8 protein-coding genes are annotated in these 12,803 nt (G+C 66.3%); all 8 read left to right on the plus strand.

Features of this window, described 5'->3' with window-relative positions; genetic code table 11:
• The first annotated feature begins 261 nt into the window (after positions 1-261).
• On the plus strand, positions 262-1,626 hold the full coding sequence (gene gabT, locus ACSE4D_RS11195) for a 4-aminobutyrate--2-oxoglutarate transaminase (RefSeq protein WP_135540044.1): 1,365 nt from the start codon (positions 262-264) through the stop codon (positions 1,624-1,626).
• A 111-nt stretch (positions 1,627-1,737) separates the two neighbouring features.
• Positions 1,738-3,219 carry a histidine kinase gene (locus ACSE4D_RS11200; RefSeq protein ID WP_436325955.1) on the plus strand — a complete coding sequence of 494 codons (1,482 nt, stop codon included), beginning with the start codon at positions 1,738-1,740 and terminating at the stop codon, positions 3,217-3,219.
• The gene (locus ACSE4D_RS11205; protein WP_436325956.1) at positions 3,216-3,917 is read left to right on the plus strand and encodes a response regulator; all 702 of its coding nucleotides are present in this window, start codon (positions 3,216-3,218) and stop codon (positions 3,915-3,917) included. Before ACSE4D_RS11200 ends, ACSE4D_RS11205 begins: the two co-directional genes overlap by 4 nt.
• 87 nt (positions 3,918-4,004) lie before the next feature.
• A complete protein-coding gene (locus ACSE4D_RS11210; RefSeq protein ID WP_436325957.1) occupies positions 4,005-5,852 on the plus strand; it encodes a PucR family transcriptional regulator in 1,848 nt (615 codons plus the stop codon).
• A gap of 171 nt (positions 5,853-6,023) precedes the next feature.
• Positions 6,024-7,547, plus strand: coding sequence for a diaminopimelate decarboxylase (locus tag ACSE4D_RS11215; RefSeq protein WP_436325958.1), 1,524 nt, complete (start codon positions 6,024-6,026; stop codon positions 7,545-7,547).
• Between the two features lie 119 nt (positions 7,548-7,666).
• Complete coding sequence (locus ACSE4D_RS11220) at positions 7,667-8,647, plus strand: TAXI family TRAP transporter solute-binding subunit (protein ID WP_436325959.1); 981 nt, start codon at positions 7,667-7,669, stop codon at positions 8,645-8,647.
• The gene (locus ACSE4D_RS11225) at positions 8,644-10,725 is read left to right on the plus strand and encodes a TRAP transporter permease (protein ID WP_135540056.1); all 2,082 of its coding nucleotides are present in this window, start codon (positions 8,644-8,646) and stop codon (positions 10,723-10,725) included. The genes ACSE4D_RS11220 and ACSE4D_RS11225 overlap by 4 nt, the downstream gene beginning before the upstream one ends.
• A 198-nt stretch (positions 10,726-10,923) precedes the next feature.
• Positions 10,924-12,768: an ABC transporter substrate-binding protein gene (locus ACSE4D_RS11230; protein WP_436325960.1), complete on the plus strand. Its 1,845-nt coding sequence runs from the start codon at positions 10,924-10,926 to the stop codon at positions 12,766-12,768.
• Positions 12,769-12,803: the final 35 nt, after the last annotated feature.

Here is a 12,803-nt window from a genome sequence, read left to right on the forward strand (position 1 = left end):
GGCGATCGCTCGTGATGTGGCACCCGTGCCGATCCGGGGCGCCGGCGGGCACGATTCCGCCTCAGCGCACTGTCGCGAATTCCGTCTCTGAGCCGCCGAGAAATCGGTCCTCGACCCGCCGCGGAATCCGTCTCAGGGCCGCAACGAATTCCGTACCGAAAACGCTCCGATCATGATCGTTCGATGCTCAGGGCGTGACGTACTGCTCAGCCTGCGGACGGTAAGTGACAAAAGCCGTTGCGAACCCCTATTGTTCCCCTTATGACAGCTTTCGAGATTGGCGGCGAAGCTCTGCCGCAGGAACGTAAAATCGTCACCGAGATTCCGGGACCGAAGTCCCGTGAACTCGAGACGCGTCGCAAGTCCGCCGTGGCGACCGGTGTCGGTTCGAGCCTGCCCGCCTATGTGGTTGCGGCTGGCGGCGGCATCCTCAAGGACGCCGACGGCAACCAGCTCATCGACCTCGGTTCGGGAATCGCGGTGACCACCGCCGGCAACGCGAACCCGCGCGTGGTCGAGAACGCGAAGGCTCAGCTCGAGGCCTTCACCCACACCTGCTTCATGGTCAATCCGTATGAGAGCTACGTCGAGGTGGCAGAAGCGCTCAACCGGCTGACCCCGGGAGACCACGAGAAGCGCACCGTGCTGCTCAACTCCGGTGCCGAAGCGGTCGAGAACGCCGTGAAGATCGCGCGTGCCCACACCGGCCGCGACGCCGTCGTCGTCTTCGACCACGCCTACCACGGCCGCACCAACCTGACCATGGCGATGACCGCGAAGGCCGCGCCCTACAAGGCCGGCTTCGGCCCCTTCGCCGGTGAGGTCTACCGTGCGCCGATGTCCTACCCGTTCCGGGACAACGATGCGGCCGGCACCAAGCTCAGCGGTGAGGATGCCGCCAAGCGCGTCATCTCGATGATCGAGAAGCAGGTCGGCTCCGAGTACGTCGCCGCGATCGTCATCGAGCCGATCCAGGGCGAGGGCGGCTTCATCGTCCCGGCCGAGGGCTTCCTGCCCACGCTCGTCGACTACGCCCGCGAGAAGGGCATCGTCTTCGTCGCCGATGAGGTGCAGGCCGGATTCGCCCGCACCGGAAAGATGTTCGCCTCCGAATGGGAGGGCATCGTCCCCGACCTCGTCGCCACCGCCAAGGGCATCGCCGGCGGTCTGCCGCTGTCGGCCGTGACCGGTCGCGCCGACATCATGGACTCGGTCGGACCGGGCCGCCTCGGCGGCACCTACGGCGGTAACCCCATCGCCTGTGCTGCCGCACTCGGCGCGATCGCCGCGTACGAGGAGGACGGACTGGCCGATCGGGCCGGACACATCGGTGAGATCATCGTCGACCGTCTCACGAAGCTGCAGTCGAAGTACCCCGAGGTCGGCGACGTCCGCGGCCGCGGCGCCATGATCGCCGCCGAGTTCGTCGAGCACGATTCGATCGAACCGAACGCGGACCTGGTCAAGAAGATCGCGGACTACTGCGCGAAGAACGGTGTCCTCGTGCTCACCACGGGAACCTTCGGCAATATCCTGCGCTTCCTGCCGCCGCTGACGATCTCGGACGAGCTGCTCCACGACGCCTTCGACGTCATCGAGGCAGCCCTCGCCGAACTCCTCCCCTAACAATTACTACCTGACGGCGGCCCAGCAACCTCGCGCGAGGTTGCTGGGCCGCCGTCAGGTGTTTTGGAGGGGGCGTTTCTGGTTCGCCGGAACTGTAGCAGAATAGAACGCATGACTTCAGCGATCGACGACTCCGCCATGAGCACGCCTGGCCGGGTCTGGCGGTTCCTCAGGGGGCCGCGCTTCATCGACCTGCCGATCCGTCTGCTTGCGCTCATCATGAGCCTGACTATTTTCGTGCCCGGGGCGTTCGAAATCGTCGAACCGCGCTATGCGACGTTCCTCGTCGTGGCCTATGCGCTCATCCTCCTCGCCGCCTTCGTGCCGCTGACGACCGTCATCGCCTCGACCGGCCTCGGCATCCTCTTCTCGCCGCTCTACCCGGACCTGGAGAACATGTTCCCCGAGGCGCTGCTGCTGGCCACGGCGGTCCTCATCAGTCGTCGTCGCTGGATCGGCTTCGCCGTCGGCACTGCGGGGCTGGGCGGCTACCTCGGGCTCTCGACCTGGGTCGGATCCTACGACGCGGGCTTCGAGGGGTTCACCGACCTCGGCTACGGATGGCTGACCTACTCGCTCCTCGGACTGTGCGCGAGCTTCGTCGAAGCACGGATCAGCCGTGAGATCGACCGCCGCGAGCGGGCCGCCGTCGACCATCAGCGCAGCCTCGACGCGATGCGGGCCCGGTTCACCAGCGACATGCACGACACGATCTCGCACTCCCTGACCACCGAGTCCGCGATCATCCGCACGCTCGCGAAGGAGACCGACCCGGCTCATGCCGACCGGCTCCTCGCCGAACTCGCCCTCGTCAACGCCGAAGCGACCAAACGCCTGCGCCAGCTCGTGAGGAGCCTGAGCACATGGGAGGCTGAGACCAGCTCCGCGGGCACCCGCGACGCCCGCATCCGGTTCCGCGCCGAGGCGGAGCAGCTGACGAGTGCGATCGAGGACGGCTGCGCTGCCGGATCCGTGCCGCTGAACGTGCAGCTCGCGTGGTTGCCGAGCTATTCCTCGAGCACGCTCGCCCGTCATTTCCGCGCGATCCTGCTTGAGCTCGCCACGAATGTCATCCGCTACTCCACCCCGGACACGCCCGCGAGCCTGACCGTCGAAATCCGCGGTGAGAGCGGCGACCGGGCCGAGCTCGTATGCCGCAGCACGAACGATTCGCCGACAGAGCTGACCGTGGTGCCGCGATCGCTGTCGAGCCGCGCGACCGCCGTGGGCGGAACCTGTGAAGTGGGCTCCGACGAGGCGAAGCGCACCATCGTCGAGGTGGCCCTGCCCGTCCGCTTCATGTCACCGACCGCAACGGCCGACACCGCCGACAGGGCCGACACCACCGAAAAGGCCGAGACCAGCGAGATGATCGACGTCATCGACCCTCGATCCGACGCGACCAGTGACACCCGCTCCGACGCGACCAGTGACACCCGACTCGGCGCGACCGCCGAGACCCGATCCGCCACAACCGGCGGAACCGATCGCGAGACCGGCCGCAGGCCCGCAACGGCCACCGGTCCCACCACATCCGGCACCGTCCCCGCACGGACCGAGTCGAGGGACGACCACGACAAGGTCGACGTTTGACCCCTCCCGTCCCGCACCCGCCCACCGCTGCCGACGTCGAAGCCGCAGCCGCCCCCTCCGTCCTCGTCGTCGACGACGATTCCTGGACGACGCGCGCGATCACTGCGGCGCTGCGTGACGCTGGCGGATTCCGCGTCCTCGACCCGGTCCACACCGGTGAGGACGCCGTCGATGTCTTCGTCGCGAGTCGCCCCGATCTTGTGCTCATGGACGTCAACATGCCGCCGGGCATGACCGGGGTCGACGCGACGGCGGCGATCATCGATCACGATCCGCGGGCCCATGTGGTGCTGCTGACCACGGTGGCGCCGGGTCCGGGGATCGCCCGCGGCCTCGAGGCCGGTGCCCTGGCCGTGCTCAACAAGACCGCGGGTGAGAGCGAGCTCGTCGCGGTCGTGCGTGCCGCCTCGGCGGGGGAGTCGCCCGAACTGCTCAAAGGCCTGGCCGAGGACATCGCCATCAGCGGCGATTATCTGCCCGAGGCTCCGGTATCGGCCCCGCAGCTGACGGAGCGCGAGCTGGAGCTGCTCATCCTGCTCTGCCAGGGCTTCGGGTACGACGAGATCGCCGAGGCACTGGGCCTGAGCATGCACACGATGAAAACGCACTCCCGGAACCTGCGCATCAAACTGGAGGCGAAGAACCTCGCCCAACTCGTCGTCCGGGCCCTCCAGTTCAAGTTCTATTCCCCGGAATAGACCTCCCGCGCCGAGGCGGCCGCCCCCTGTTCCGCGGCAACCGACTCGACCGCGCGGCCCCCACCGGCGGTTGACTACAGTGGGGATATGACCGACACCTCGAGCCCGCGCCTGTCCCGCCTCATCCGGGACACCGAAGGCCTCCTCCTGCCGCTCACCGAGGTGGCCGACGATGTCGTCATCACCCGGATCGAGTTCGGCTTCGACCTGCCGACGACGAATGAGTCCCGCGCCGAGGAGGCCGATCCCAGCCGCAGCACCGTGGTCTCCTACCGTGGCTCGTATCGGGCCGATCGCGGACCGCGGTCGGGCACCGTCGTCCTCGTCACCGAGGCGGTGCACAGTCGCGCGGGACTGGGCACGGTGTTGGCCGACTATGCGGGAGCAGCGGCACTGGTCCTTCCACCCGGATCGCACACCCACCTCGGCGAGGGTGCGCACACCGCCGACGATGCTCCAGCAAGCGGGGGCGAGGCTCCGGTGCTCCTCGAACGGTCGCCGCACGTAACCTGGTCGGAGGTGCTTGTCCACCTGCGGCAGCTCACGGAAGGTGCGACGAGCGCTCTGGCCTGGCCCGATGCCGACGATCTCAGTTCCCTGGCCGCGGTCATCGCGGATTCCACGGGGGCATCGATCACGATCGAGGACCCGGCCTCGCGTGTGCTTGCCCATGCCAACCTCGGCGATGACATCGATGAGATTCGGCGCGAGACGATTCTGTCCGGGGCCATACCCGGCTGGCGGATCGCCGAGCTCGAGGAGTCCGGCTTCCTCGACACGGTCCGGCGATCGACCGATGTCGTCGAGCGTCCCGCCGCGGGCACATCGCCGGCTCGGTCCGTCATCGCGCTGCGCAGCGAGGGCGAACTCATCGGCACGATCTGGGCGGCCTACCCGGCCGAGCTCGACCCGGCTCCGCTGCGGGAGGTGCTGCGCGATGCCGCTCGTGCCGCCCTGCCGGTGATGCTGCGGACGCTGCGGCGCTCACCGTTCGAGAAGCGCATCCGGCGGGAGGCGCTCGCCGCGATCCTCGCCGGGTCCGCCGAACTCGGCCCCTCGGCGACCCTGCTCGCCCTCCCGTTCGCCGGGCACTACTGTGTCCTTGCCTTCGCCGAGGTGGCCCCCGAACGAGAGCCCGTCCTGCGGTTCCATCTGCGGGCCGCTTTCGCCGATGCCGTGCTCTCGCAGGTCGAGTCGGGGACGGGGGAGCATCTTGCGGCTCTCGTGCAGATGAGCGCACCAGCGGATGCCGCGCAGATTCGGAACCGTGTGCTGTCGACGCTGCGGCGTTCGCTGCCGGGTGCTGAGAGGCTGAGCTTCGGCGTCGGTGCTCCGGTCGACCGCCTCGATCGGGTTCATCGTTCCTGGTTGGAAGCCGCATACGTCGTCGATGCCCTGAACAGCGGACAGCACGCGGCCGGCAGTGGTGCTCACGGCGGTGGTGCTGACGGCGGTGGTGCTGACGGCGGTCGAGCTGACGGCGACGCGGACAGGGGCGGTCAGGGCATTGCGAAGGCGAGACGGGGGGAGGGAAGCGCCGAGGCGGCCCAGGCGATCATCGGAGCGACCGTTGAAGACGTTGCCGCCGAGGTCATCGGACTGCGCGTCGCCGATGCCCTGCTCGCTGCCGAGGGCGATGCTGCAGGTGCCGATGTTGGAGCCGCCGGGGCAGACGTCGGAAGCGTGGTGTGGCCGGCTCGGGCACTGGCCGCGCACGATGCGGCCCACAACGGCAGCCTGCTCGAAACTCTGCGAGTCTATTTCGCCACGGTCGGCAACTCCGCCGAGGCGTCCCGCAGGCTGCACGTGCATACGAATTCGCTGCGGCACCGGCTCGGCCGGATCGAGGAGATCACCGGCTTGTCGACGGCAGAACCCGCCGAGCGGCTGTGGCTCGAACTCGCGGTGCTCGCTCACGACCGGGCCGGGGGCTGAGACCCGGTGTCTGAAGTCGGACGGTTGTCGACCCGGCGGCTGAATGTCGCCGGCCGTCGTTCCGTCATGGTGTGAAACCTACAATCGACCTTGGTGAAGTTTGGTGCGGATTTGTCGGTTCCACGAGGTAAGCCGTCCTAAAGTGACATCAGATCACGAACAAAGGATGTCATGCCCCGCAGCCAGCAGCCCATCGCGGACAGTCGCGCACACGCGATCAGAGCGATCGCCGAGAACAGCACCCCTTCCGCCGCCGCCTCCGGAGCCGACCACGTCGGCCTCGGAGCGGCCGGCCTCGGAACGGCCGGTCTCGGAGTCACCGGCGCGCGATCCGCTGGCACGCGATCCGCTGGCACCTCCGGCCTCGGGACCGCGGTTCGCGATGACGTTCCCGCGCTGTCCGATCAGTCGCCTGTTCTCGGACTCGTCGACCTCGACGCAGTGGACGCCGCTTTCGAACATCTGACTTCTGCTTTCGCATCCGATCGTGAGGTCCTCCACGCGGTGGCCTGCAAGGCTGCGCCGCTGCCGTCACTGCTGCGTCGCTACGCGCAGGCCGGCGCGGGCTGCGAAGTCGCAAGCCCCGGAGAGCTCGAACTCGCCCTCGCCGCCGGTTTCGCACCCGATCGGATCGTCTTCGACTCTCCGGCCAAGACCTGGATGGAGCTGCGTCGCGCGGTCGAGCTCGGGGTCTCGATCAATGTCGACAATTTCGATGAACTCGCCCGCCTCGATACCCTCCTTGGCGAACACGGCCGCGGCTCCGCCTCGGCGAGGATCGGGTTCCGCATCAATCCGCAATCGGGGACAGGCGCGATCGGTGCTCTGAGCACAGCGACCGAGACCTCGAAATTCGGCGTCGGACTCGCCGACCCGGGAATCCGTGAGGCGCTCATCGCGGCTCATCTCGGCCGTCCCTGGCTCAATCAGATCCATGTCCATTCCGGCTCTCAGGGCATCAGCCTCGACAAGGCCGCCGCCGGCATCCGCGCCGCCGTCGACCTCGCCCTGGAGATCAATGCGCGCGCCGCGACCCGCCAGATCACGCGCATCGACATCGGCGGGGGACTGTCGGTGAACTTCGACAGCGAGGACGTCACCCCGACCTTCGCTGATTACCGCTCCGTACTCGACGAGGAAGTGCCGGAGCTGTTCGACTTCGACGTCGTCACCGAATTCGGCCGCGCGCTGCTGGCGAAGGCCGGCACCATCCTCACCCGCGTCGAATACGCGAAGACCACCGGCGGGCGACACATCGCCATGACCCACGCCGGCGTCCAGGTCGCCACGCGCACCGCCTACGCCCCCGCGGACTGGCCGCTGCGGGTCCTGCCGTTCACCGCCGCCGGTGAGCCCAAGATCGCCGAGGCGGTCCCCACCGACGTCGCCGGCCCCGCCTGCTTCTCCGGTGACCTCCTCGTCCGTGATCGTCTGCTGCCGCGCCTCGACGTCGGCGACCTCGTGGCCGTGCCCGAGACCGGTGCCTACTACTTCTCGAACCCGTTCTCCTACAACCTGCTCCCGCGGGTGCCCGTGTACGGATATCGCGCTGTGGTCGGCATCGAAGCAGAGGGAGAAGGCACGCTCCAGTTCTTCCTCATCCGGCAGGGCCAGACGATCGACGACGTCCTAGCCGAGGCGGGCGAGGCGGAGCTGCGGAATCTGGGCCGGAAGGTCGAAGGGAGCGGCGTCTAACGATTCAGCAAACATTCAGGTCAAGTGGCCAAAAGCTCCCTGTGTCCGCATAATCTCTAGGGAGTTCACTGAGTATCCAGCAGAGCAGCTGGTGACGACGACGTACCAGGAAGGACGACATGACATTCCGACGCGCGACCATCGCGGCCATCGCCGCCTTGGCTCTCAGCCTGACAGCCTGCGGATCCGGAGGCAGCGGGGGCGGGGGCGAAACCACGGACGACCTCACCCTCGGCACCGGCGGCACTTCGGGCACTTACTATCCGCTCGGCGGTGAACTCGCCTCGATCTTCGAGGACGACGTCGACGGGGTCACCGTCAACTACGTCGAATCAGGAGCATCGGCCGAGAACCTCGGAAAGATCTACCAGGGCGAATGGCAGATGGGCTTCACCCAGAGCGATACTGCGAACGATGCGGTCAACGGTGAGCTCGAGGACCTGGACGGCACGAAGCTCGACAACATCGGCTGGCTGGCCTCCCTCTACCCGGAGGCCGCGCATATCATCGTCCGCGATGATTCGAACATCAAGTCCGTCGATGACCTCAAGGGCAAGAAGATCGCCGTCGGTGACGCCGGATCGGGCACGCGGGCGATCTCCGATGCGATCCTCGAAGCCGCGGACATCGGCGAGTCCGACTACACCCCCGAGGTCACGGACTTCGGGGCATCGACCGATATGCTCGGCGACAAGCAGATCGACGCGACGATCTTCGTCGTGGGCACGCCGGTCGCCGGTCTGACCCAGCTGGCCGCCTCGACCGACGTCAGGCTGCTCGAGCTCGATGATGACGTCGTCTCGGCGATCGAGGAGTCGACGGGCGCGGAGTCCTATGACATCCCTGCCGAGGCCTACGACTTCCTCGACGATGACGTGCCGACGGTCTCCGTGTTCGCCGCTCTGGTGGCGTCGACCGAACAAGTCAGCGAAGACACGGCCTACGGGCTGACCAAGGCTGTGTTCGAGAACGCCGACGGCATCACCCTCGACGTCGGCAAGCTCATCGAGAAGGACACCGCGATGCAGGGAATCGGAGACGTCCCGCTGCATCCCGGAGCCAAGAAGTATTTCGAAGAAGAGGGCGTCGACCTGCCGTGAGTGACGAGACGACAGCACCCCGGCCGGGGGACTCCTCGGCCGGGACGGCTGCCGCGCCGACGGTGGCGGCCGATCAGGCGAGAGAGAAGGCCCTGCGTGACGTCGACTCCTCGAGTCGGTTCCGAACGGACCTCGGCTGGTGGGCGTGGGTGATCGGCGGTGTCTCCGTCGTCTTCACCCTCTACCACCTCTACGCCGCACTCGAACGGCCGTTCAACACGTGGATGCATTCGTCACTCCACCTGGCCGGGGCGACCGCGCTGATCTTCTTCCTCTACCCGGCCGGCAGGAGGCTCCTCGACGCTCCCGCCACCGGCAACCGCGTCGCCGACTTCCTCATCGGCCGCGGCAGCCGTGTCCCCTGGTACGACGTGCTGCTCGGCCTCGCCGGGCTGTTCTGCAATCTCTACGTCTTCTTCGACTACTCGCGTCTGGTGAGCAACTCCGTCCAGATCCTCGGCTATTCGACTCTCGACTTCGTCGTGGCGATCCTCGGCGTGCTGCTCATCCTCGAAGCTACCCGTCGCTGCGTCGGTCTGCCCATCGTCGTCATCGCCGGGGCTGCGCTGTTCTACGGGCTCTTCGGCAACCACAGCCCTGTCTTCAGGCACTCCGGGCTGAGCGTCGAGGACCTCGCGACGAACATGTTCCTGTCCAACGGCTCCGGCATCTTCGGCACCCCGGTGCAGGTTTCGGCCAACTTCATCTTCCTCTTCCTGTTCTTCGCCGTGATGCTCGTGCACACGAACATCGGTCAGTTCTTCAACGACCTCGCCTTCCGGCTCACCGGACGCTACACCGGAGGACCGGCGAAGGCGGCCGTCGTCGCCTCCGGGCTCCAGGGAATGGTCTCCGGATCCTCGGTGGCCAATACCGTCGCCTCGGGATCGTTCACCATCCCGCTGATGAAGAAGGCCGGGTTCAAGCCCCACTTCGCCGCCGCCACCGAGGCCACGGCGTCGACCGGCGGTCAGATCATGCCGCCGATCATGGGCGCTGCCGCGTTCATCATGGCCCAGAATGTGCCCGACCTCGAATACAACGGCCTCATCGTCATCGCCATCATCCCGGCACTGCTCTACTTCCTCGGTGCGTTCCTGTCCATCCACTTCGAAGCGAAGATGAGCGGCATCCTCGGGATGGCGAAATCCGCCCTGCCGGAAGGTCGCGAACTGCTCAAGCGGCTCGACCTGCTGCTGCCGCTGGTGGTCATCGTGCTCACGCTGCTCTCGGGCATGTCTCCGATCCGCGCGGCGCTGTTCGGCATCGGCACAGCCTTCCTCCTCAGTTTCCTGCGGAAGATGACCCGTCTCAGCCCCAGGGCGCTCGTCAACGTCCTCATCGCGGGAGCGCGCACGGCGCTGCCGGTCATCGCCGCCTGTGCCACGGCCGGCATCGTCGCCGGCACGGTGACCGTGACCGGTCTCGGTGGTCAGCTGGGCAAGGGTCTGGTCAACCTGGCCGGCGGCAACTTCTTCATCGTGCTGTTCATGGTCATGATCGCCTGCCTGGTCCTCGGCATGGGTCTTCCGACAACCGCGAACTACGTGGTCACGGCAACGGTCGCCGCGCCGATCCTGTACAACAACTTCGATGTGCCGCTGATCGCCGCGCACATGTTCGTCTTCTTCTTCGGCATCCTCGCCGACATCACCCCGCCCGTCTGCCTCGCTGCCTATGCGGGTGCCGGCATCGCGGCCGCGAACCCGATGAAGGCAGGAATGACTGCAGTGCGCATCGCGATCGCCGGATTCCTCATCCCCTACGTCTTCATCCTCCAGCCGGCGCTGCTGCTGCAGGGAACCTGGCAGGACATGGTCACGGCCCTCGTGACGCTGTGCCTGGGGATGGTCGGCGTGGCCGCGGGAATGGCCGGCTACTTCTTCGGCGTCACCAACGTGGTGGAGAGAGTGCTGCTGGTTGCCGGCGGGATCGCGCTGGTCTACCCGGCCCTGTGGATCTCGCTCATCGGCCTGGCGGTGCTCGTCGGCATCGCGATCGTGCAGAGGCTGCGCAAAGCCGAGACCTCCGAACAGATCGCCCACCGCAGCGTCGACCGATCGACGCAGAAAGCCTGAGAAGCGGAGAGGGCGGTCGCTCCACGACCGCTGTGGTGTTTGCACAGTCGCTGACAAGCATCTTTGTGTGGTGTTGCGCCGAAAACACGTCACTTCGAACGTAGAGTGATAAGGAACACACTCACCCTGAGTCCGACGAACGACCCATTCGTCCCGGTCGGGGAGTGACAAATGAATCACCGCACGAGCAGAAGGACAATGATGTTCACTCACCACACGTCGCGCAGACACGGCACACTGCGCAAAGGCTGGCAACGATGCCTGGCCGGCGCCGCAGCACTGGCACTTGCCGGGTCGTTGGCCACCGCGCCGGCCCAGGCCGCCACCTCCGAGGCTCCGGCCGACGACAACGTCCTGCGGATCGCCACCGACGGCTTCGTCGATTCGTTCAATCCCTTCACCTCCTTCTATCTGGTCCCGACCAACACGTTCCGGTACATGTACGAGAACCTTGTGGCCAACGACGCGAAGGACGGCTCCGTCACAGAAGGACTGGCCACCGAGTGGACCACGGACTCCGATGGCAAGGTCTGGACGTACACGATGCGACCGGACATGAAGTGGTCCGATGATGAACCGCTGACTTCGAAGGACGTCGCCTGGACCTACAACCAGATGATGGAGAAGGACGAGATGGCGGTGGCCAACGGCAGCCTCGTCGAAAACTTCGAGAAGGTCGAAGCCCCCGACGAATCCACCCTTGTCATCACCCTGAAGAAGCCGCAGGCGAACAACCCCGGCCAGGAGATCCCCGTCGTTCCCGAACACGTGTGGTCGAAGATCGACAAACCCGGCGACTTCAAGAACGACGAGCAGTCGGTTGGTTCGGGACCGTTCCAGCTCGAGTCCTATGAAGCGAACAAGTCGATCACGCTCAAGGCCAACCCGAACTTCTGGCGCGGCAAGCCGAAGCTCGACGAGATTCAGTATCGCTACTACACGAATTCCGACGCCCAGGTGCAGGCGATTCGCTCCGGCGAGGTCGACTTCATCACCGGGCTCAGCCCCGATCAGTTCACTGCCCTCGAGGGGGCGAAGAACGTCGAACTCAACGACGGCCACGGCCGCCGTTTCAACGGCATCTCCATCAACCCGGGAGTCGCCGACGCCAAGGGCAAGGAATTCGGCACCGGCAACGAGGCACTCAAGGACAAGAAGGTCCGCCAGGCTATCCGGGCCGGCATCGACACCGAGACCCTGCGCAAACAGGTCATGCAGGACTACGCGCAGCCGGCCACGAGCTTCATCCCCGCCGTCTACCCGACGTGGGCACTGAAGCCCGACAACAAGGTCATCAGCGGCTTCGATGTGAGCAAGGCGAAGAAGCTGCTCGATGACGCCGGGTGGAAGGAAGGTTCGGACGGCATCCGCGAAAAGGACGGAAAGAAGCTCAAGCTGCGCTTCCTCACCGACGCCGACAACCCGATCGAAGAGAACACAGCGAAGTTCATCAAGCCGTGGATGAAGGACATCGGCATCGATCTCGACAACGAATCCAGCGATGTCGACACCGTGTCCGAACGCACCACCAAGGGCGATTACGACATGTACTTCTCCGGTTGGTCGATCAACCCCGATCCCGACTACCAGCTGAGCATCAACACCTGCGGTCAGCGCCCCGACGCCGACGGCAACGGCGGCACCACCCAGGACGGTTGGTGCAACAAGGAATTCGACAAGCTGTATCAGGCTCAGCACGTCGAACTCGACAAGGCCAAGCGGGCTGAGCTCGTCCAGAAGGCCCTGGCCATCCACTACGAGGAAGCCCCCTCGGTGACGCTGTGGTACCCGAACCAGCTCGAAGCCTCCCGCTCGGACCGGTTCGACAACTTCACGAAGCAGCCCACGGACGGCGGTGCCATCGCCAACCAGGTCGGCTACTGGGGCTACGCCTCGGTCGAACCGGTCAGTGAAGAAGACGCTGCAGGCGGCGGTGGGCTCGGCGCCGGCGGTTGGATCGGCATCGCGGCAGCCGTGATCGTCGTCCTCGGTGGAGGCGGCTGGCTGCTCAGCCGTCGCAAGAAGTCCGACGACCGCGAATAGTCCCCACCCCTGAGGTCCGGGTGCCGCATGCGATC

The organism is Brevibacterium sp. FAM 27836 (genome assembly GCF_051351055.1).
Taxonomy (GTDB): Bacteria; Actinomycetota; Actinomycetes; order Actinomycetales; family Brevibacteriaceae; genus Brevibacterium.

Bases quoted from the DNA above. Each gene is read 5' to 3' on its own strand.
- ACSE4D_RS11200 (WP_436325955.1), top strand. From the start codon at position 1,738: ATGACTTCAGCGATCGACGACTCCGCCATGAGCACGCCTGGCCGGGTC.
- ACSE4D_RS11210 (WP_436325957.1), top strand. From the start codon at position 4,005: ATGACCGACACCTCGAGCCCGCGCCTGTCCCGCCTCATCCGGGACACC.
- ACSE4D_RS11220 (WP_436325959.1), top strand. From the start codon at position 7,667: ATGACATTCCGACGCGCGACCATCGCGGCCATCGCCGCCTTGGCTCTC.
- ACSE4D_RS11215 (WP_436325958.1), top strand. From the start codon at position 6,024: ATGCCCCGCAGCCAGCAGCCCATCGCGGACAGTCGCGCACACGCGATC.
- ACSE4D_RS11230 (WP_436325960.1), top strand. From the start codon at position 10,924: ATGATGTTCACTCACCACACGTCGCGCAGACACGGCACACTGCGCAAA.
- gabT (WP_135540044.1), top strand. From the start codon at position 262: ATGACAGCTTTCGAGATTGGCGGCGAAGCTCTGCCGCAGGAACGTAAA.